A 20573-nucleotide genomic window follows, 5' to 3' on the forward strand; every position below is an offset into this window, starting at 1 on the left:
CCGCCGTTGGGCGGCTGGCGGTTGGGGGCTGCGCTGCCGTGGCCGGTGCCCGGTTGGCCGCCCCGGTTGGGGCGCGCCCCGGTCGGCCGCCCCGGTCGGCCGCCCCGGTCGGCCGCCCCGGTCGGCCGCCCCGGTCGGCCGCAGCCGGGGCTGAGGGCCCGCGCGCTGCGCGTCGAGCATCGGTGAGTGGAACGCCATGTACCTCATCGGGGTACGGAGACAGCAATGGTGTTCCACTCACGGCGGGCGGCGCGGCGCGGGCGGCGCAGGCGGCGCGGCGCGGGCGGCGCGGGGCGGGCCGACGGGCAGCGCCGCGCGCGGGCGTCGGACGGGCGGCGCGGGCAGCACGTAGACGTGGCGCGTGGTGGTCAGTGCCGGCCGAGCCGGCGCTCGCGGAGCGCGCCGGTGACGAGCGCGATGGTACGAGCGGGGTGTCGGAGGACGTCGTCGGCGGTGAAGCGGAGGACGAGCCATCCGGCGGCCCGCAGGGCGTTCAACCGGGCGACGTCCTGGCGGAAGTGGGCCCGCTCGCGGTGGTGGTCGCCGTCGTACTCGACCGCGACGCGCAGGGCGGGCCAGGCCAGGTCGACCCGGCCGACGAAACGTCCCCGGGTGTCCAGCACGTCGTGCTGGGCGACCATCGGGCCGAGACCGGCGTCGAGCAGGAGCAGCCGCAGCCGGGTCTCCATGGGGGACTCGCTGAGCGGCTCGGCCAGCGCCAGCACCCGCCGGAACTGCGGCATCCCCGGCCAACCCGCACGCCGCACCGCGTAGTCGGCCAGCGCCGGCAGCTTCACCACCCTCCGGCGCAACAGCGCGTCCACGGCCACCACCGCCTCGACCAACGGTGGCTGCCGGCCCAGGTCGAACGCGGTCCGCAGGGGCGTCGTGACCGGCAGGCCGCCGAAGCGGGTACGGTCGTCCTCCGGCAGGGGCGAGCGCACGACCGACAGGCGCGGGTGTGGGCGCATCCGGACCGACCTTGGAAGCAGCACACTGACCGGCGCGTTCCGGCCCAACAGGTCGGTGCCCCACAGGTAGAGGGCGCTGCGGCCGGCGATCGTCCCGCCCAAGGGAAGCGCCAGCGCCAGCGCGTCACACCACATGCGGTGGTCGGTCTCCCGGTAGCCGTCGGCGTGCACGTAGACGTCGGGTAAGAGCTTGTGCCACGTCGATCCCCGCAGCATCGCCCAGGTCACCAGCCCCTCGGCGACGGCGGCGCTGCCCCGGAACGGCAGGAACGCGAGGCGGCGCGGAACCCGGGCGACGGAGGGCATCCGGACAGCATGGCGTGACGGGACGCTCACCCGCCGCCCCGACCGTCGGCTTCGGACGGTCGGTGGGAAATCCGTACCCCCGCCCTTGGCGGATCGGAGGATCCGTCGTACGGTGACAGCCGCAAGTGACCCACGGGAGCCCGGTGTACCGGGCTGAGAGGGGGGCTGTGAGCCCCCGACCGTCGAACCTGATCCGGGTAATGCCGGCGCAGGGAGGAGTGTTGCCGTGTCGTCCCTGGGACGCCTGCACCTGATCACCGACACCCGACCCGGACGGGACCCGCTCGCCGTGCTGCGGGCCGCCCTGCCGGTGGCCCGCGGCGAACTGGTCGTCCAGGTCCGGGTCGGCGACGACGCCACCGACCGGGAGGCGTACGACCTGGCCCGCCGGGTGGTGGCGCTCTGCGCCCGCCACGACGCGACCTGCCTGGTCAACGACCGCCTGCACGTGGCCCTGGCGGTCGGCGCCGCCGGTGGGCACGTCGGCGCCCACGACCTGCCGGTCGGCGCGGCCCGGCGGGTGCTCGGCTCGACCGCCGTGCTCGGCGCGACCGCCCGCGAGCCGGGGGCCGCCGCCGAAGCGGTCGCCGCCGGGGCGAGCTACCTCGGGGTGGGGCCTTTCCGGCCCACCCGGACCAAGGACGGACTGCCGCCGGCGATCGGTGTGGGCGGCGTGCGTGCCGTCGCCGAGGCGGTCACCGTGCCGGTGGTCGCCATCGGCGGTGTGACGGCGGCGGACGTCCGCGCGCTGCGGGCCGCCGGCGCGTACGGGGTGGCGGTGGTCGGCGCGCTCTCCGGAGCCGCCGACCCCGCCCGCGCCACCACCGAGCTGCTGGGTGCACTGACGTGTTAAGCGGGGGCCCTTCCTCTACCGGAGGCGTTAAGAAGGGGCCCTTCCTTGCACCGGATGTGGCGGTGGTGGGGGCGGGACCGGTCGGGCTGGCGATCGCCTGGCGGTGTGCCTCACGAGGGCTGCGCGTCGTCGTGCACGATCCCGCGCCGGGCTCCGGGGCGTCGCACGTGGCCGCCGGGATGCTCGCGCCGGTGGCCGAGGCGTACTTCGGTGAGCACGAGCTGACCGGCCTGCTCACCGCCTCCGCCGCCCGCTGGCCGGCGTTCGCCGCCGAGCTGACCGAGGCGACCGGCGCCGACCTGGGCTACCGCACCGAGGGCACCCTGCTGGTCGGGCTCACCGCCGACGACCTGGCGGAGGCGCGGCGGCTGTGGGCGTACCAGCAGGGGCTCGGACTGCCGGTGACGCCGCTGCGCCCCTCGGAGCTGCGGGACCGCGAGCCGGCGCTCGCCCCCCGGGTGCGCGGCGGCGCGCTCGCCGGCACCGACCATCAGGTCGACCCGCGCCGTCTGGTGCCGGCGCTGCGTACCGCCGCCGAGCGGGCCGGGGCGACGCTCACGGCCACGGCCGTCGAGCGGGTGTCCGACCTGGACGCTCGCGTCACCGTGGTCGCCGCCGGCTGCGGCGCCGCGTCGCTCACCGGGCTGCCGATCCGCCCGGTGAAGGGTCAGGTGCTCCGGCTCCGCGCGCCCGGCGGCGTCGCGCCGGGCTTCCGGCACGTCATCCGGGGGTACGCCGACGGCGAGCACGTCTACCTCGTCCCGCGCGTCGACGGGGAGGTGGTGGTCGGGGCGACCGTCGAGGAGCGCACCGACACCACGGTCACCGTCGGGGCGGTGCTGCGCCTGCTCCGCGCCGCCGTGGACCTGTTACCGGAGCTGGCCGAGTACGACCTGGTCGAGGCGGTCGCCGGGCTGCGCCCCGGCACACCGGACAACGCCCCGATCATCGGCCCGCTGCCCGGGCGGCCCGACGTGGTGGCCGCGACCGGGCACCACCGCCACGGCATCGTGCTCACCCCCGTCACCGCCGACCTGATCGCCGACCTGATCACCACCGGGGTGGCCAACCCGCTGCTGGCCCCGTTCACCCCGGACCGGTTCACCACCGAGGAGGGACACCCGTGGAACTGACCGTGAACGGCGCCGGCCGGACCCTGCCCGGCGGCTCTACCGTGGCGGACCTGGTCCGTGTCGTCACCGACCAGCAGCGCGGCCTCGCGGTCGCCGTGAACGGCGAGGTGGTGCCCCGGACCGGCTGGCCGGCGACCGTGCTGCACGACGGCGACCGCGTCGAGGTGCTCAGCGCCGCCCAGGGCGGGTGAGCGCGGTGACCCTGGACCTCGGCGGCGTCCCGTTCACGTCGCGCCTCATCCTCGGCACCGGTGGGGCCGCCAACCTGCACGTCCTGGAGCAGGCGATCCGGGCCTCCGGCACCGAACTGGTCACCCTCGCCCTGCGTCGCGTCGACACCGCCCCCGGCACCGCCGGCGGGCTGCTCGACCTGCTGGACCGCTGCGGCGTACGCCTGCTGCCGAACACGGCCGGCTGCTACACGGCGGGGGAGGCCGTCAAGGTCGCCCACCTGGCGCGGGAGGCGTTCGGCACCGACTGGGTCAAGCTGGAGGTGATCGGCGACGAGCGGACGTTGCTGCCCGACGGGGTGGAGTTGCTGCGCGCCGCCGAGGACCTCGTCGCGGACGGTTTCACGGTGCTGCCGTACACGTCCGACGACCCGATCCTGGCCCGCCGGCTGGCCGACGTCGGCTGCGCCGCGGTCATGCCGGCCGGCGCGCCGATCGGCTCCGGGCTGGGTGTGAGCAACCCGCACCACATCCGGTTGATCCGGCAGAGCGTCGACGTGCCGGTGATCCTGGACGCGGGCATCGGCACCGCCTCCGACGCGGCGCTCGCCATGGAACTCGGCTGCGACGCGGTGCTGCTCGCCAGTGCGGTGACCCGGGCCGCCGACCCGGTGGCGATGGCCACCGCGATGCGGTACGCGGTCGAGGCCGGCCGCCTCGCGTACGGTGCCGGGCGGATCGAGCGCCGCTTCCACGCCCTCGCGTCCACACCGGACCAGGGAAGGCCGGAGCTGTGACGGCGTCGTCCCGGCTCGACCCGCGCCCCGGCTCCGTCTCCTCCCGCCGTCCCTCCGGGGTCGTCGTGTTGACCGATCGGCGGGTGGCGCGCCGGCCGCTCGTCGAGGTGGTGGCGGCGGCTGTCGCCGGGGGAGTGCGGTGGGTGGTGCTGCGCGAGAAGGACCTGCCCCGGGTCGAGCGGGCCGCCCTCGCCGCCGACCTACGGGCGATCCTCGCCGAGGCGGGCGGCACGCTGGTCGTCGCCGGGCCGGACCCGCTGGACTCCGACGCCGTGCACCTGCCCGCCGCCGGCCCGTACCCACCGCCACGCCTCGGCCTGGTCGGCCGTTCCTGCCACGACGAGGCGGAACTGGCCCGGCTCACCACCGAGGACTACGCGACCCTCTCGCCGGTCTACCCGACGACGACCAAACCCGGGTACGGCCCACCCCTGCGTCCGACGGGACTCGCCGACCTGATCCGGGTCAGCCCGGTCCCGGTCCTGGCCCTGGGTGGCGTCGAGTCCCCCGATCAGGTGCGGGAGTGCGTCGCGGCCGGGGCGGTCGGCGTGGCGGTCCTCGGCGCGATCATGCGGGCCGGGGACCCCGCCGAGGCGGCCGCCACGTTGCGGGCCGCCGCCACGTTGCCGGCCGCCGCCACGGTGCGGGCCGCCACCGCGACCAACGAGGGGGACCAGTGACACCCACGACCGTGCTCACCATCGCCGGCTCGGACTCCGGCGCGGGCGCCGGCATCCAGGCCGACCTCAAGGTCTTCGCCGCCCTCGGGGCGTACGGGACCAGCGTGCTCACCGCCGTGACCGCGCAGAACACCCGGGGCGTGGACGCCGTGCTGCCGTTGCCTCCGCGTACGGTGACCGACCAGCTCGACAGCGTGCTCGTCGACTTCACCGTCCGGGCGGTCAAGACCGGCATGCTGGGCAGCCCCGCCGTCGCGGACGCGGTGGCCGAGGCGGCGAAGGACGGGCGGCTGCCCCATCTCGTCGTCGACCCGGTGCTCGTCGCCACCAGCGGGCACACGCTGGGCGTCGTGGAGGCGGTGGAGCGGCTCCTCCCGTACGCGGAGGTGGCGACGCCGAACTGTGCGGAGGCCGCGGCCCTCACCGGACGCCCGGTGACCACGGTCGAGGAGATGGTGACCGCCGCGGAGGCCCTCGCCGCGGGCGGGCCGGCGTTCGTGGTGGTCACCGGCGGCGACGTGGATGCCGACGGCGAGGCGGTCGACGTGCTGCGCGGCGGCGGCACGACCACGGTGCTCCGCGCGCCCCGGGTGCCGACCCGGCACAACCACGGCACGGGGTGCTCGTTCTCGGCGGCGGTCGCTGTCCGGCTGGCGCTGGGCGATCCGGTTCCGGCCGCCGTCGCCACCGCAAAGGAGTACGTCACCCGGGCGCTGACCGGCGCCCGGGACTGGGAGTTGGGCGCGGGACGCGGCCCTCTGGACCACTTCGGCTGGTCCGCTTGAGCGACAGGGAGGCTGTCATGCAGGCACGTCGCAAGGTTTACGTGGAGGGGTCGCGGCCCGACGTCCGGGTGCCGTTCGCCGAGGTGGACCTGGCCGGGGGCAACCCGCCGGTCCGGCTCTACGACACCTCCGGCCCGGGCTCCGACCCGGAGGTGGGGCTGCCGCCACTGCGCGGTCCGTGGATCGCCGCGCGGGGTGACGTGGCGCCCGTCCGTGGTGCCGGCACCCCGCTCGCGGGCGCGGAGGGGAGGCGACCGACCCAGCTCGCGTACGCGCGGGCCGGGACCGTCACGCCGGAGATGGAGTTCGTGGCGATCCGGGAGGGTGTCGCGCCCGAGTTCGTGCGGGACGAGATCGCGGCCGGCCGCGCCGTGCTGCCGCTCAACGTCAACCATCCGGAGTGCGAGCCGGCGATTATCGGCAAGGCGTTCCTCGTGAAGGTCAACGCGAACATCGGCACCTCGGCCGTCACCTCCTCGGTCGCCGAGGAGGTGGAGAAGCTGACGTGGGCCACCCGCTGGGGCGCGGACACGGTGATGGACCTGTCCACCGGCAAGCGGATCCACGAGACCCGCGAGGCGATCGTGCGCAACTCGCCGGTGCCGATCGGCACGGTGCCGATCTACCAGGCGCTGGAGAAGGTCGGCGGCGACCCGGTGAAGCTGAGCTGGGAGGTGTTCCGGGAGACGGTGATCGAGCAGGCCGAGCAGGGCGTCGACTACATGACCGTGCACGCCGGGGTGCTGCTGCCGTACGTGCCGTTGGCCGTGGACCGGGTGACGGGGATCGTCTCCCGGGGTGGCTCCATCATGGCGGCGTGGTGCCTCGCGCACCACGAGGAGAACTTCCTCTACACGAACTTCCGGGAGCTGTGTTCGCTGCTCGCGACGTACGACGTGACGTTCTCCCTCGGGGACGGGCTGCGGCCCGGCTCGATCGCCGACGCCAACGACGAGGCGCAGTTCGCCGAGCTTCGCACGCTCGGGGAGCTCACGAAGGTCGCCTGGGAGTACGACGTCCAGGTGATGATCGAGGGCCCCGGGCACGTGCCGATGCACAAGATCAAGGAGAACGTGGACCTCCAGCAGGAGTGGTGCCACGAGGCGCCCTTCTACACGCTCGGCCCGCTGACCACGGACATCGCTCCCGCGTACGACCACATCACCTCGGCCATCGGTGCCGCGATGATCGGGATGTTCGGCACCGCGATGCTCTGCTACGTCACCCCGAAGGAGCACCTCGGGCTGCCGGACCGTGACGACGTGAAGGCGGGCGTGATCGCGTACAAGATCGCCGCGCACGCGGCCGACCTGGCCAAGGGGCACCCCGGGGCGCAGGCGTGGGACGACGCGCTCTCCAAGGCGCGGTTCGAGTTCCGCTGGGAGGACCAGTTCAACCTGTCGCTCGACCCGGAGACCGCGCGGTCGTACCACGACGCGACGCTGCCGGCCGAGCCGGCGAAGACGGCACACTTCTGCTCGATGTGCGGGCCGAAGTTCTGCTCGATGAAGATCACCCAGGAGTTGAAGGAGTACGCCGCGCGCGGAATGAAGGACAAGTCGGACGAGTTCGTGGCCGGTGGGGGCCGGGTGTACCTGCCGCTGGCCTGACCCGTGCCGGTCCACCCCGGGTGTCGCACGCACTTGCGGGCGTATGGGTGCACGCGCGTGATGTCTGTCAGACATTTTATGTCTGACAGACATCACGCCAGACCAGGCTTGTGCTTCCTCGTGGGCGGGGAGGCGCCGGTGCCCGGCATCGCCTGCCTCCTGTCGGCACTCAGTCGCGGTGGTGGCGACCGCTCGACCGCAGGGACCGGCGGCCGCTCTCCTGCTCCGGCTCGTTGTCCGGCAGGGGCTTGCTGAGCCCGGCGACCCAGTCCACGAACTCCTCGTCCTGCGCGGGAAGCTGCTCGGTCTGCTCCGCCGTAGCGGTCGTGTCCTGGTCGGCCCGCGCCTTGCCGCGGCGGAACAGCCCACGCCGGCCGCGCCCCTTTCCGGCCGACGGGTCGGTCCCGGCGCTCGGCGAGGACCCGCCGAGGGCGTCGTCACCGACGCCGACGGTGCCGGTCGGGACGGTACCGGCGGTGTCGGTCGGTCCGGCCGTGCTGCCCGGCGAGCCGGCCTTGTCGGTGGTGGTGCCGGGGGCGGCCGGCGTCCCCGTGGCCGGCACCGCCGCTCCGAGGGGCGGCATCGGCGCGCCGGGGGTCGTCTGCGGGCCGGTCGTCGTCTGCGGGCCGGCGCGGCGAGCCGGGGCGAAGGCGTCCCAGGTCGCGGCGCGGTTGAGGTCGGGCAGCGGGGCCCGGTGCCGTGGCCGGGGAGCCGGCTCCGGAGTCCCGTCCCCGGCCGTCCGAGCCGGCGGATCGGTGCGGGCCGGTGGATCGGTGAGGACCGGTGGACCGGTGCGGACCGGCGTGCCGATCGGCGTCGGCGTCGCTCGGGTCGCCGGTGCCGGCGGTGCGAGCGGTGTCGGCGGGTCCACCGGCACCGCGGCGGCGGTCGGTGCGGCGGGGGCCTCCGGTGCGGCGGGGGCGGTCGGTGCGGCGACCGCTCCGGTGACGGGAACCGGGGTGGTGTCCGACGACGACTCCGGGGCGGGGCGGGGCCGGCGAGGTCGGCGTGGGCGGGCCGTCGGCCCGGCGGCCGGAGGGGAGGCCGGTGTCGCGGCCTCGTCGGGCACGCCGACCGGGGGCGCGCCGGCGGCCGTGTGGTCGCCGGCGGTCGCGGCTGTTGCGGCCGTGTGGTCGCCGGCCGTCGCGGCTGTTGCCGCCGTGTGGTGGTCGGCCGTCGCGGTGGGCGTCGGGGCGGATGTCGGGGCGGGGGCGTCAGTTGGTCGATCCGGGGGAGCCGCCGGGACGGCTTCGGTCGGCCTCGTCGGTCGAGGGGCCGCTTCGTCGCCGGCGCTCGCCTCGACGGGCAGGTCACCCGCGCCCCCGCCCCTGGTGGCGGTCCGATGGGCGGTGGCGGAGCGCGTAGCCGGTGGCGGTGCGGTCGTCGCTGCCGGCCAGTCCCAGTGGACCGGGGTCGCCGGGCCGGAACCGCCGGGGTGGACGGGTGCCGCGAGGGGCGTACCGGAGTCGTCGTCGCGGACCCCGACGGCGGTGCTCCCGGTCGGGTCGGGCTCGTCGCCCAGCCGGCCGGCGAGCGTGATGTCGGTCGACCGGACGTCGGCCGACGTGGTGCCGGTGGACGTGGCGGTCGAGGGCAGGGCCGGGCCGACGGGCAGCGCCCGGAGGACCTCGGTCGGCTCGATCGCCGTGCTCGCGGTCCGGGCCGGCACGAGCGGCCAGCGCAGCAGGGCCGCGGCGGCCGAGCCGAGCGCGCCAACCACGACGGCGATGAGGGCGCCGTAGTACGGCGTGGCCTGGTACCGGTCGACGACGTCGCCGGGACCGGCGGTCAGGTACGCGAACGCGAGGAGCACCGGGCCGGCCACCCCCGTCGCGCCGCTGACCAGGGGCGGATGCCCCCGCCAGCGGGCCAGCCCGCCGGTGGCCGCGCCGGCCAGCAGAGCCACCAGCGGCAGGACGAGCATCGACAGCCGCTGTGCCGCGTCCGGGTCGAGCCAGGACGGCTCCAGGACCCCGAGTCGTACGGTGGACAGCCGGCCGGTGCTGATCAGCGCCGGCGCGGCCGAGACGAGCGCGAGCAGCCACACGACGGCGGCCACCAGCGCCATGTTCCAGCCGACCGGCGGTCGCATCAGGACGGCCGTCGCGGCGCCCGCGCCCACCACCGCGCCGGCGATCGCGCTGATGGCGACCGCCCAGACCGGGTCCACCGAGATCAGCTCGGCGGCCCGTGCGGGCTGCATGCACAGCGGGGCGACGACGGTGGCGCCGAGTGCGGCGGCGGCGGCCACCGCGACCGGCCGCACCGTGCCGGTCAGCAGCCCGTCGCGGCGGGCCAGACGCTCGGTGAGCACGGCGCCGGCGACGGCGGCGTTCGCCGCGAACCAGCCGGCCCAGACGAGCTGAGCCGGCCACTGGTTGACGCTGCCGCCGGTGAAGCTGCCGTCGAGCCGGACGATGCCGAAGCCGAATGCGACGCCCAGCTGGCCGGCCCCGGCCAACAGGCTCACCCCGAGCGCGGTGAGCAGCAGTCTGCCCCAGGTCCGAAAGGCCATGTCCGGCACGTTACGGTCCGGTGCGCCCGATCGCCACCGGCGCGCCGTGCGGCGTGACGGCCCTGCCTCCGGCGGGTCTACTTGAGTTCGACCAGCCGGGCCAGGTACGTGGTGTCACCGACATTGGTGAGCATGTGCACGGCGCCCGGGTCCCGGTACACCACGCCGCCGGTCGGCTCGTCCGCGTCGATCCGCGTGCCGTCGACGGTCTGCACGACGTTCTTCGCGCCCTGGATCGCCACCACCAGGTAGGGGTGGTCGTGCCGGTGCAGCGGCTGGCGCTCGCCCGGCGCCAGGCGGATGTGCCACACCCGGACCCGATCGTTCTCGTACACGATCTCCTGGCCCACCGGGCCGAGATCGAGCTGGGCGTCGGTCATCGGACTCCGTCCAGGTGGGGGAGCACCTCGGCGGCGATGAGCTCCAGGTGGTCGAGGTCGGTGAGGTCGATCAGGCGCAGGTGGACGCGGGAGGCGCCGATCGCGGCGAACTCGCCGATCCGGTCCACGAGCTGCGCGGGCGACCCGACCACCGGATCCTCCGGCGGCAGGGCGCTCTTGACGTGCAGCGGGGCGGCGCGCTCGCGTGCCTCGGCTTCCGTGCGGCCGATCGCCACCACGATCCCGGCGGAGAGCGCCAGCGGCGCCCGCCCGCTCGCGTCCCGCCCGGTCCGGTCGCACGCCTCGCGTACCCGCTCGTACGCCTCGGCGGTCTCCTCGACCGACTTGAACGGCATGTTGAACTCGTCGGCGTACCGGGCCGCCAGTTCGGGGGTGCGCTTCGGGCCGCGCCCGCCGACGATCACCGACGGGCCGGGCACCTGCACCGGCTTCGGCAGGGCGGGGGCGTCCACCAGCCGGTAGTGGTCGCCGGTGTAGCTGAACGTCCCGCCCGACGGGGTGGCCCACAGCCCGGTGACGATCTCCAGTTGCTCGGCGAGCCGGTCGAAGCGCTCACCGACACCGGGGAACGGGATGCCGTACGCCGTGTGCTCGCGCTCGTACCAGCCGGCTCCGATGCCCAACTCGATCCGGCCGCCGCTCATCTGGTCGACCTGGGCGACCATCACCGCGAGCGGTCCGGGCATCCGGAAGGTGGCCGAGCTGACCAGGGTGCCGAGCCGGATCCGGCTGGTCTCCCGGGCGAGCGCGGCAAGGGTCAGCCAGGCGTCGGTGGGACCGGGCAACGCGGGCTCGTCGCCCATGGCCCGGTAGTGGTCGGCGCGGAAGAAGCCCTCGTACCCGGCCGCCTCGGCCGCGCGGGCGAAGCGCAACTGGTCGTCGTAGCTCGCGCCGCGGTGCGGCTCGATGAAGACCGACACCCGCATGGTCACCGTCCCTCCGCGCCGGAGGCGACCGGCTGGTCCCGTTCCATCAACAGTTCGTGCAGGTCGGCGCTGACCCGGGCGACGTCGGCGAGGTGCGCGTTGCGGCCGAGGGTGCGGGGTCGGGGGATGGTCACGTCGACGACCTTGCGGATCCGTCCCGGCCGGGGGCTCAGCACGACCACCCGGTCGGCCAGCAGCACCGCCTCGTCGATGGAGTGGGTGACGAAGACGACGGTGGCGGAGGTCTCCATGTGCACCCGCTGGAGTTCCCCGGACAGCTCCTCGCGGGTGAGCGCGTCGAGTGCGGAGAACGGCTCGTCCATCAACATCACCCGGGGCTCGCCGATCAGCGACCGGCACAGCGACACCCGCTGCTGCATGCCGCCGGACAGCTCGTGCGGGAGGCGCTTCTCGAAGCCGGCCAGGCCGGCGAGGTCGAGCAGGGCGCGGGCCCGGTCCCGGTGCGCCTTCCGCTTCCAACCGAAGATCTCGACCGGGAGCAGGACGTTGTCGAGGACGGTGCGCCAGGGGAGCAGGGCCGGTCGCTGGAAGAGCATCGCGATGTCCGGTCGGGGCCGGGTGATCGGCGTGCCGGCGACGGTGATCTCTCCGGCGGTCGTCGGGAGCAGCCCGGCGACCAGGCGCAGCAGGGTGGACTTGCCGCAGCCCGAGCGGCCGACGACCGCGACGAACTCGCCCTCGGCGACGTCGAGGTCGATGCCGCGTAGCGCCTCCACCCGGCCGCCGCGGCCGTCGAAGGTGCGGGACACCCCGGACAGACGGATCATCTCCGGCGTGCCTCCCTGAGTCGTCGGTCAGCGACTGCGGGAAAGGGTATCCGTCCTGTGTGGCTTTCGCACCGTCCGGGGTGGACGCGAGTTGTTTCCGTTCCGAAACCCCGTACGCCTGGCGTCGCAAAGGTGGGTTTCTCGTACGCTGTGCCCGCGAAGAGTCCCCTCACGACGGTGGTGTCGGCTTTCCCCCCTGAGCCGCCGCCACCAGACAACCCCGCCGGGAGGCCCGCCGCCCCCGGTCGGAAAGGACAAGGTGCACTGATGAGAAGGCTGACCCGCACGGTCGCCGCGGCCACCCTGGCCACCGCCCTCGCCCTGGTCGCCGGCTGCAGCAGCGGCTCGGACTCCGCCGACACCCCCAAGGGCGGCGACGGCAAGGCGTTGGAGAAGGTGACCTACCTCACCTCGTTCGGCAACTTCGGCCGTGACTCGTACGCGTGGGTGGCCAAGGAGAAGGGCTACTTCTCCGAGGCCGGCTTCGACGTCGAGATCAAGCCGGGCCAGGGCACCGGCTCGGTCATCCAGACCGTCGTCGGCGGTCAGGCCCAGTTCGGCCCGATCGACCTCACCGGTGGTCTGCTCCAGCTCGGCAACGGCAAGGCGAAGGACTTCGTCGCGGTCGCCGCGATCCAGCAGCGCACCATGGCCGCCATCGCCACGGTCGAGGGCAAGAACATCGCCTCCCCGAAGGACCTGGAGGGCAAGAAGCTCGCCGACACTCCCGGTTCCGTCGTGCGCAACCTCTTCCCGACGTACGCCCGGATGGCCGGCATCGACGCGTCCAAGGTGACCTGGGTCAACGGTGAGGCGCAGACCCTGATGGGCACGCTCGCCTCCGGCTCGGTCGACGGCATCGGCCAGTTCGTCGTGGGCCAGCCCACCATCGAGGCGGTCACCAAGAAGAAGGCCGTCCTGCTGCCGTACAGCGACGTGATGCAGGACCTCTACGGCAACGTGCTCATCACCTCCACGAAGATCGCCAAGGAGAACCCGGAAATGGTCAAGCGGTTCACCGGCGCACTGATGAAGGGCCTGGAGTACGCGCTGGCCAACCCGCAGGAGGCGGCCGACATCCTGAAGAAGAACGTCGACGCCACCGTCCCGGCCGCGGCCGCCGCCGAGCTTCAGCTGATGGCCGCGTACGTGCGGTCCAGCAACTCCGGCACCCAGCTCGGCACCCTGGACAGCGGCCGGGTGGCCAAGAGCATCGCGATCCTCCAGGGCGCGGGTGCGCTCCAGCAGAACATCACCCCCGACCAGATCATCGACTTCGGTCTCGCGCCGAAGGCCTGAGCAGGCCCGACCGTGCACGGGGGTGCGTTCCACCGGTCCCCACCGGTGGGGCGCGCCCCCGTCCCGTACCGGCCGACGGGCCGCATGTTGCCAGGAGGATCTTCATGACCGACGTCCGCTCGCCGGAGCCGGCGGTGACGGTCGCCCCGTCGGCGCCGGAAGCCGGACCCTCGGCCGGTCGCGCCCGGGCCCGGCGGTGGGGTGGTGGCGCGGCCGCCGCGCTGCTGCCCGCCGCCGGCCTGCTGGTGGCGCTCGGCACGTGGTGGGTGGTGGCCCGCCTGGAGCTGGTCCACCCGGCCGCCCTGCCGCCGCCGGGCGACGTGGTGGCCGCGTTCGCCGACCAGCCGGCCCGGATGCTGGAGCACACCGTGCTGACCACCCGGGAGATCCTGGTCGGGTTCGCCCTCTCGGCGGTGGCCGGCGTGCTGCTCGGCCTGGCCCTGGCGACCTCCCGCACGGTGGAGCGGATGTTCACCCCGCTGCTGGTGGCGGTCAACGCGGTCCCGAAGATCACGCTCGGGCCGCTGCTGGTGGTGGCGCTCGGCTGGGGTCAGAAACCCATTCTCACCATGGTGTTCCTGCTGTGCTTCTTCCCGATCGTGCTGTCCACGGCGACCGGTCTGACCACCACGCCGGCCGATCTCGCCGAGCTGGCGCGCTCGCTGAACGCGTCGCGCTGGCAGGCGTTCCGCAAGGTGCGGTTCCCGGCGGCGCTGCCGCAGATCTTCGTCGGGCTCAAGGTGGCCATGCCGCTGGCCGCGATCGGCGCGGTCATCGGCGAGTTCCAGGCCGGCGAGGGCGGCCTCGGCTACGTCATCCAGCAGTACGCGGGCATCGGCGACACCGCGACCGCGTGGGCGGCGATCATGCTGGTGGCCCTGGTGAGCATCCTGCTCTACGCGGCGCTGCTGGTCGTGGAACGGCGGGCCCTGCCCTGGCAGCGGGAGACCACCAGCAGCCGGTGAGCGTCCGGGTACGGCCCGCCGGAGTGGAACCCCGGCGGGCCGTCCGCGTCGTGGGTCAGCCGGCGAGGCGCCAGCGGCCGTTGCGGGCCACCAGCACGGTCAGTGCCTGCGGCATCAGGCCGGAATGGTTGTCCGGGGTCATCCGGATCGGGCCGGAGAGGCCGTCGAGCTGGGACGTCTCCAGCGTGTCCCGGATGCCGTCGCGGTTGACGGTGCCGGGGTCGCCGCCAGCGCGTAGCGCGGCGTCGGCGATGAGCTGGACGGCGTCCGCGGCGAAGGACGACGAACCGTGGTAGCCGCCGTAGCTGGCGGTGTAGTCCTGGAACCACTGGCGTCGGGCGGCCTTGGCCGGCGTGGTCGCGATGACGTCGTCGATCACCATGGTCTGGGTGAAGACCAGGGTGGCCCGCTCGGTGGCCCGGGCGGAGGCGCCGAGGAAGAGGTCGCCGGCCGCGGCGGCGTCGAGGAAGAGCGAGCCGGAGAACTCCCGCTGCTCGGCGGCGGCGGCCGCGAGCATCGCCTGCTCCGGCGGGGTCCACAGCACCAGGGCCTGGGGCTTGTCCGCGGTGACCGACGCGACCTGCTGGGAGACGTCGGTGTCGGTGGGGCGTACCGACTGCGCCCGCACCGAGCGGATCCCGGCCTTGGTCAACTCGTCGCGGAGCACGGCCAGCCCCTCGCGGCCGTAGTCGTCGTCGCTGTGCAGGACGGCGACCTTGCGTATCCCGCCCTTGCGCTGCAGTTCGCGGGTGAGGGTCGCGGCGTTGTCGGCGGCGTTCGGGGCGAGCTTGAACACGTAGCGGCGGTCGGCCACGGGAGTGGTCACGGCGCTGGCGGGGGCCAGCGCGATGGTGGGAATCCGCTTCTCGTTGACGGTGCGGACCGCGCCGACCGCGCATTCGTTGCAGCCGCCCATGATGATGGCGCTGACCCGGGAATCGTCGCTGAAGTCGCCGATGTTGCGCAGCGACTCGCTGGCGTCCGAGCGGTTGTCCTTCACGGTCAGTTCGATCCGACGGCCGTTCAGTGCGCCGGAGGAGTTCAGCTGGTCGATCTTCAGTTCGAGGGCCCTCTGGTAAGCCTTGCCGACCGGCGCCGCGGCACCGGAGAGTTCGAGGTCGGCGGCGATGACGATCGGGCTCGTGTCCTGTTCCTCCGCGCCGAACTGACATCCGGTGAGCATGGTGGCCAGCACGGCCGATGCGATCGCCGTGGCGGTCGCGGAGCGGATGGGGCTCAACTCAGTCCTCCAGGTGCGGCGCCGGCGCTGCCCGGTCACCGCCGGTTCGTCCGTCCTCAGTGGAGCGACGGAAGGGGTCTGCCGTACGGTGTGCGCGAAGCCTGCAAAACCTTGCCAATGGCGGGCGCTGCGGTCAAGCGGGGGTGCCGGGACCTTTTCGGGACAGCGATCCCACATGGTGGGGTAACGCAAAGTTTGCAATTGCTCACGCTAAAGACACGTGTGACCACTCTGGAGTGACATGCCCAGTTCACGGCCAGTGCGAATTGCAGGTATTAGGTGACACCCAGTCGCGTTCCTCGCTCGGCGACCGTTTCCTGCCTCGCTGCGGCTTCCCAAAAGGCATCCCGTCTGATGAAATCGCCGCCGTGCCGCGCGTGGCGCTCTCCGCTGCACCAGGCACGGGTCGGCGGGCCAGGCGTGGAAGATACGACGGAGGCGATGTCGTGAGCACCGGACCGACGACCCTGCCCGCCGGCGGCCAGACCGCACCCCCGCCGGACGGCCGCCAGACCGCCCAGCCCCGACGAGGCCGACTGCCCCGGCTCCGCGACGCCCGGATCCGCTCGAAGCTGGCGCTGATCCTGGTCGTCCCGGTGGCCGCGGTGATAGCGCTGGCCACGGTCCGGCTGGTGTCGGTCGGGGAGGGCGCGTACGACGCCTCCCGGGCGCAGGCGCTGACCGAACTCTCCATCGACGTCTCGGCTCTCACCCAGGACCTGCACTCCGAGCGAATGGCCGCCGCCGAGTTTCTGGCCTCGCCGCGGCAGCAGGCCGACACGTACAACCTGCGGGTGCGCGCCACCGACGAGCGGGTGCGGGCGTACCGGGCGGAGCGGGACCGGATCGGTGAGCCGCCGACGGCGGTGCGGGACCGCCTCGAGACCATCGACGACCACCTGGGGACGCTCGACGCCACCCGGCAGCAGGTGCTGGACCGCCGGCAGATGGCCGTCGCCGAGGCGGCGCTGCGCTACGGCGTGATTCTCACCGACCTCGTCGCGTACGGCGACGGCCTGGCCCAGCTGCCGGGCCAGGAGGGCCTGGCGGACGACCGCCGGGCGGTCGCCGCGTTCGCCCGCGCCAAGGCGGCCGTCGCCGAGGAGGAGTCGGTCGTCTTCACCGCCCTGAGCGCCGGTCAGCTCGACGAGGAGCAGTTCTCCTCCTTCGTGGCCACCCTGACCAGCCAGCAGGAGGCGCTGACCGCCTTCTCCCTGGCCGCCGACCCGGCCCAGCGGGCCCTGGTCAACAGCACCGTCTCCGGTGACGCGGTCACGCTCGCCGACCGGGTGGCCAGCGACATCACCCGTTCCGTCGGGCAGCGGGCGCCGGTCAGCGCGCCGGAGGCCGTCGCCGCGATCGGCGCCGTCAACGACCTGATGCGGTGGGCCGAGATCCGCCTCCAGGACGAGCTGCTCGCCGACGCCGACCAGGCCTACTCGGACGTCATCCGCCAAGCGGTCGTCGAGTCGCTGCTGGTGCTGCTCACCCTGCTCATCGCGGTCACGCTCGCCGTGGTGCTGGCCCGCTCGCTCAACGAGTCGCTGTACCGGCTGCGCGAGGGCGCGCTCTCGGTGGCCAACCACGACCTGCCGGACGCGGTGCGCCGTCTGCAGAACATCGACACCGTCGGCGACGGCGGCGTGGACGCGATTGTCCAGCAGGTCCGGGACCCGATCAAGCTCGACAACCGGGACGAGGTCGGCGAGGTCGCCAGCGCGTTCAACGTGGTCCACCGCGAGGCGGTCCGGGTCGCGGCCGAGCAGGCCGCGCTGCGGACCAGCGTCTCCGCGATGTTCCTCAACCTGGCCCGGCGCAGTCAGACCCTGGTCGACCGGATGATCGGCGAGCTGGACGCGATCGAACGCGGCGAGGAGGACCCGAAGCGGCTCGCGCAGCTGTTCGAGCTGGACCACCTGGCCACCCGGATGCGCCGCAACGACGAGAACCTCCTCGTCCTCGCCGGCGCCGACTCGGCCGTGCCGCGCCGTGACGACGCCCTGCTGGTCGACGTGCTGCGGGCCGCGCAGTCCGAGGTGGAGCTCTACAACCGGATCGAGTTCGGCACCGTCGACACCGACATCTCGGTGAGCGCGAACGCGGTCAACGACGTGGTACGCCTCGTCGCCGAACTGCTCGACAACGCCACCCGCTTCTCGCCCCCGAACACCACGGTGGTCGCCGACGCGCGGCGGATCCGCGACTACGTCCTCATCCAGATCGAGGACCGTGGTCTCGGCCTGACCGAGGAGCAGATGGACTCGCTCAACCGGCGGCTGGCCGAGCCACCCACGGTGGACGTCGCCGCGTTCCGGCTGATGGGTCTGGCCGTGGTCAGCCGGCTCGCCCACCGGTACGGCATCCGCGTCGAGCTGCGCCGCAACGTCGAGGGCGGCACCGTCGCGCAGGTGACCCTGCCGGCCGCCACGGTGGTGCTCCCCGCCGGCCGGGGCCGCGACCAGGCGATCAACCGGCCGCGCCAGCCGCTGCCGGTCGAGCAGACCCCGCTGACCCCGATGTCCCACGCCGAGCCGTTCGCCGGGGGCGTGTGTACCGCCGCGGCGACCCTCAGCGACCCCTGGCGGGTCGACCCGCCGGCCCCCTGGTCGGCGGCGGAGCAGGCCCGCGACACCACGGCGCCCGTGCAGGCCGGCGGCCTGACCGGCGCGCAACCCGTCGTGCCGGCCGCCGCCGGGGTGCCGGCGGCACCGGCCGAGCCGGCCTTCGCGGGCAGCGGCGGCATCTCCGTCGGTACGCCGACCGTCGCCTATCCCACGATCGATCCCCTGCCACGGGGGGCGGCCGGTGAGCCGGCCGCGTCCGTCCTGCCGGTCGGTCCGGTCGCCGGGCCGGTGGGCGCCACCGCCTCCTCCGCCGCCCTGGGTGCCAACGGCAGCCACGCCGGCGTGCCGAGGGCTGGCGGTGCCGGTCTGGGCGCCAACCTGGCCGCCACCGCGCCACTGGCGCCGCCCGCCCCGGTCGTGCCCCGTTCCGGCCTGCCGGCCGAGGCACCGATCTTCCGGGAGATGGAGGCGGTGTGGTTCCGGTCCCACGGCAACGACGCCACCGCGATCTTCGCCCGGCCGGACTTCGACCAGCCCCCGGCAGCCGCACCCGCCGCCGGGCCCTCGACGGCCGCCCCGTCGACGCGGCCGAAGCTGCCCACCCGTACCCCGGGGACGACCGCCACCCCGGCGCCCACGCAGCCGCCACCGCCGTCGTACGCGCCACCGGTGAGCCGGACCACGACGCCGGCCGCGCCGGCTCCGGCGACCCCGGCCTCCGCGCCGCCGCCGGCCACCCCCGTGGCCGCGCCGGCCGCCACCGACCCCGACGAAGCCTGGCGGACCGCCGCCGACGAGGGGTGGACCCGTGCCAGCAAGGCGGCGGAGCCCTCCACCGCCGGCACGACCCGGTCCGGCCTGCCGAAGCGGGTGCCGCAGGCGCAGCTCGTGCCCGGCGGCATCGAACCCCGCGGCGGCCCGGACCGCAGCCGGCGCACACCGGACGACGTACGGGGCCTGCTGTCGGCCTACCATCGCGGCGTCCAGCGCGGTCGGGCGGCCGGCACGGACCAGAACAGCACCTCGACCACCAAGGAGACGAGCCGATGAACAGGCCAGCGGCCATGCAGGACATGGGTTGGCTGCTCACCAACTTCGCCGACAGCGTGGCGGGTATCGCCCACGTGATCGCGGTGTCCGCCGACGGGCTCCTGCTCGCCTCCTCCCGGGACCTGCCCGGGGACCGGGCGGACCAGCTCGCGGCGATCACCTCCGGTGTGGTGAGCCTGACCGAGGGTGCCGCGCGGATGTTCAGCGCCGGTGGGGTGCTCCAGACCGTCATCGAGATGGACAGCGGCTACCTCTTCCTCATGTCGATCAGCGACGGCTCGTCGATGGCCGTGCTCGCCGCGCGCAGCTGCGACGTCGGCCAGGTGGGCTACGAGATGGCCCTGCTCGTCGAGCGGGTCGGCGCGGCGCTGGTGCCGCTGCCCCGGGACGCGGTGCGGTCGTAACCGGGGTGCGACGCGGGCCCCGCGTCGTTCGGTGACAACAGATCCGGTGCCGACAGGTTCCGGCCGGGAGAGGAGGTGATCGCGGGTGGACCGACGCCGGGAGGATCCGCGCGGCGCGCTCGTGCGGCCGTACGCGGTCACCCGCGGTCGTACCGAACCCCGGCAGGACATCGCCCTGGAGGCGGTGTTGACGGCGAGCGCGACGGCGGTTGCCGAGTCGCGGTTCGCCGGGCACGACAAGCACCGCATCGCCACGGTCTGCGAGGGCCGGGCGCAGTCGCTGGCCGAGATCGCCGCGTACACCCGGATGCCCCTGGGCGTGACCCGGGTGCTGGTCGCCGACATGGTGGCCGAGGGCCTGCTGACGCTACACACTGCCGCTCCCGCCGAGGGGTTCGAGGAGCGGATGGAAATCCTTGGAAGGGTGCTAAGTGGACTTCGCAGGCTATGACCCCGCCGGGGCGCGCCAGAGCCGGGGGATCGTCTCCGCGAAGATCGTGGTCGCGGGCGGGTTCGGCGTGGGCAAGACGACCCTGGTCGGCGCGATCTCGGAGATCACCCCGCTGACCACCGAAGCGGTGATGACCGCGGCCGGCGTCGGCATCGACGACCCGTCCAAGGTGCCGGGCAAGGAGACCACCACGGTCGCCATGGACTTCGGCCGTATCACCATGGCGCAGGACCTGATCCTCTATCTCTTCGGCACACCGGGCCAGACCCGCTTCTGGTTCATGTGGGACGAGATCATCCGGGGTGCGGTGGGCGCGGCGGTCCTGGTGGACACCCGCCGCATCACCGACGCGTTCGCGCCGCTGGACTACTTCGAGAACCGCAACCTGCCGTACGTGGTGGCGCTGAACCACTTCGACGGCGCGCCGGAGTACGCGCTGGAAGAGGTCCGGGAGGCGCTGGCCATCCCGGCGGACGTGCCGCTGGTGATGACCGACGCCCGGCACCGGGAGTCGGTGAAGCAGGTGCTGGTCACCGTCGTGGAGCACGCCATGCTCCGGCTCCAGGCCGAGCACGACCGGGGCTTCCCGGCGCCGGTCGGCTGACGCCGTTCGTGGCCGTCCGCCGCAGGGCAGACGGCCACGGCCGGCCAGTGTTAAAAGGGGC

At 74.1% G+C, this 20573-nt stretch carries 19 protein-coding genes and 1 riboswitch; of the genes, 13 read left to right on the forward strand and 6 right to left on the reverse strand.

Features of this window, described 5'->3' with window-relative positions; genetic code table 11:
* Nucleotides 1–368: 368 nt before the first annotated feature.
* Nucleotides 369–1277 carry a DUF559 domain-containing protein gene (locus tag ACIBR0_RS00695; protein WP_396711843.1) on the reverse strand — a complete coding sequence of 303 codons (909 nt, stop codon included), beginning with the start codon at nucleotides 1275–1277 and terminating at the stop codon, nucleotides 369–371.
* A 123-nt stretch (nucleotides 1278–1400) separates the two neighbouring features.
* Nucleotides 1401–1509: riboswitch (TPP riboswitch) on the forward strand.
* On the opposite strand from ACIBR0_RS00695, the gene thiE reads away from it, so the two are divergent.
* The 7 genes from thiE (at nucleotide 1504) to thiC (ending at nucleotide 7305) form a co-directional block, all read left to right on the forward strand.
* A complete protein-coding gene (gene thiE, locus ACIBR0_RS00700) occupies nucleotides 1504–2130 on the forward strand; it encodes a thiamine phosphate synthase (protein WP_396711845.1) in 627 nt (208 codons plus the stop codon). It overlaps the preceding riboswitch by 6 nt.
* A complete protein-coding gene (thiO, locus tag ACIBR0_RS00705) occupies nucleotides 2124–3263 on the forward strand; it encodes a glycine oxidase ThiO (RefSeq protein ID WP_396711847.1) in 1140 nt (379 codons plus the stop codon). The genes thiE and thiO overlap by 7 nt, the downstream gene beginning before the upstream one ends.
* Nucleotides 3254–3454 (forward strand): sulfur carrier protein ThiS, encoded by a 201-nt coding sequence (gene thiS, locus ACIBR0_RS00710; RefSeq protein WP_357038343.1) that lies wholly within the window; start codon nucleotides 3254–3256, stop codon nucleotides 3452–3454. Before thiO ends, thiS begins: the two co-directional genes overlap by 10 nt.
* The gene (locus ACIBR0_RS00715; RefSeq protein ID WP_357038347.1) at nucleotides 3451–4230 is read left to right on the forward strand and encodes a thiazole synthase; all 780 of its coding nucleotides are present in this window, start codon (nucleotides 3451–3453) and stop codon (nucleotides 4228–4230) included. The genes thiS and ACIBR0_RS00715 overlap by 4 nt, the downstream gene beginning before the upstream one ends.
* Nucleotides 4227–4910 carry a thiamine phosphate synthase gene (locus ACIBR0_RS00720; protein ID WP_396711849.1) on the forward strand — a complete coding sequence of 228 codons (684 nt, stop codon included), beginning with the start codon at nucleotides 4227–4229 and terminating at the stop codon, nucleotides 4908–4910. The genes ACIBR0_RS00715 and ACIBR0_RS00720 overlap by 4 nt, the downstream gene beginning before the upstream one ends.
* A complete protein-coding gene (gene thiD, locus ACIBR0_RS00725; protein WP_396711851.1) occupies nucleotides 4907–5695 on the forward strand; it encodes a bifunctional hydroxymethylpyrimidine kinase/phosphomethylpyrimidine kinase in 789 nt (262 codons plus the stop codon). Before ACIBR0_RS00720 ends, thiD begins: the two co-directional genes overlap by 4 nt.
* Nucleotides 5696–5712: 17 nt before the next feature.
* Nucleotides 5713–7305 carry a phosphomethylpyrimidine synthase ThiC gene (thiC, locus tag ACIBR0_RS00730; protein ID WP_396711853.1) on the forward strand — a complete coding sequence of 531 codons (1593 nt, stop codon included), beginning with the start codon at nucleotides 5713–5715 and terminating at the stop codon, nucleotides 7303–7305.
* A 169-nt stretch (nucleotides 7306–7474) separates the two neighbouring features.
* Here the strand turns inward: thiC and ACIBR0_RS00735 are convergent, their stop codons facing one another.
* The 4 genes from ACIBR0_RS00735 to ACIBR0_RS00750 form a co-directional block, all read right to left on the reverse strand.
* On the reverse strand, nucleotides 7475–9820 hold the full coding sequence (locus ACIBR0_RS00735; protein WP_396711855.1) for a hypothetical protein: 2346 nt from the start codon (nucleotides 9818–9820) through the stop codon (nucleotides 7475–7477).
* Nucleotides 9821–9897: 77 nt separating this feature from the next.
* A complete protein-coding gene (locus ACIBR0_RS00740) occupies nucleotides 9898–10200 on the reverse strand; it encodes a cupin (protein ID WP_357039629.1) in 303 nt (100 codons plus the stop codon).
* On the reverse strand, nucleotides 10197–11147 hold the full coding sequence (locus ACIBR0_RS00745) for an LLM class F420-dependent oxidoreductase (protein WP_396712431.1): 951 nt from the start codon (nucleotides 11145–11147) through the stop codon (nucleotides 10197–10199). Before ACIBR0_RS00745 ends, ACIBR0_RS00740 begins: the two co-directional genes overlap by 4 nt.
* Before the next feature lie 2 nt (nucleotides 11148–11149).
* Nucleotides 11150–11935: an ABC transporter ATP-binding protein gene (locus ACIBR0_RS00750; RefSeq protein ID WP_396711858.1), complete on the reverse strand. Its 786-nt coding sequence runs from the start codon at nucleotides 11933–11935 to the stop codon at nucleotides 11150–11152.
* A 267-nt stretch (nucleotides 11936–12202) separates the two neighbouring features.
* Here ACIBR0_RS00750 and ACIBR0_RS00755 point away from each other — a divergent pair, with 267 nt between their 5' ends.
* On the forward strand, nucleotides 12203–13234 hold the full coding sequence (locus tag ACIBR0_RS00755; RefSeq protein WP_396711860.1) for an ABC transporter substrate-binding protein: 1032 nt from the start codon (nucleotides 12203–12205) through the stop codon (nucleotides 13232–13234).
* A 104-nt stretch (nucleotides 13235–13338) separates the two neighbouring features.
* Complete coding sequence (locus ACIBR0_RS00760) at nucleotides 13339–14199, forward strand: ABC transporter permease (protein ID WP_396711862.1); 861 nt, start codon at nucleotides 13339–13341, stop codon at nucleotides 14197–14199.
* Between the two features lie 55 nt (nucleotides 14200–14254).
* Here ACIBR0_RS00760 and ACIBR0_RS00765 read toward each other — a convergent pair whose 3' ends face one another.
* A complete protein-coding gene (locus tag ACIBR0_RS00765; RefSeq protein ID WP_396711863.1) occupies nucleotides 14255–15439 on the reverse strand; it encodes an ABC transporter substrate-binding protein in 1185 nt (394 codons plus the stop codon).
* 446 nt (nucleotides 15440–15885) lie between these two features.
* Here ACIBR0_RS00765 and ACIBR0_RS00770 point away from each other — a divergent pair, with 446 nt between their 5' ends.
* The 4 genes from ACIBR0_RS00770 to ACIBR0_RS00785 all read left to right on the forward strand — a co-directional run bounded on the left by ACIBR0_RS00770 (nucleotide 15886) and on the right by ACIBR0_RS00785 (nucleotide 20512).
* Nucleotides 15886–19053, forward strand: coding sequence for a nitrate- and nitrite sensing domain-containing protein (locus ACIBR0_RS00770; RefSeq protein WP_396711865.1), 3168 nt, complete (start codon nucleotides 15886–15888; stop codon nucleotides 19051–19053).
* Nucleotides 19050–19457 carry a roadblock/LC7 domain-containing protein gene (locus tag ACIBR0_RS00775; protein ID WP_396711866.1) on the forward strand — a complete coding sequence of 136 codons (408 nt, stop codon included), beginning with the start codon at nucleotides 19050–19052 and terminating at the stop codon, nucleotides 19455–19457. Before ACIBR0_RS00770 ends, ACIBR0_RS00775 begins: the two co-directional genes overlap by 4 nt.
* Before the next feature lie 85 nt (nucleotides 19458–19542).
* Nucleotides 19543–19908 (forward strand): DUF742 domain-containing protein, encoded by a 366-nt coding sequence (locus ACIBR0_RS00780; protein ID WP_396711868.1) that lies wholly within the window; start codon nucleotides 19543–19545, stop codon nucleotides 19906–19908.
* A complete protein-coding gene (locus ACIBR0_RS00785; protein ID WP_396711870.1) occupies nucleotides 19889–20512 on the forward strand; it encodes a GTP-binding protein in 624 nt (207 codons plus the stop codon). The genes ACIBR0_RS00780 and ACIBR0_RS00785 overlap by 20 nt, the downstream gene beginning before the upstream one ends.
* The last annotated feature ends 61 nt before the right edge of the window (nucleotides 20513–20573 follow it).

This window comes from Micromonospora sp. NPDC049497 (assembly GCF_044465805.1).
Classification (GTDB): domain Bacteria; phylum Actinomycetota; class Actinomycetes; order Mycobacteriales; family Micromonosporaceae; genus Micromonospora.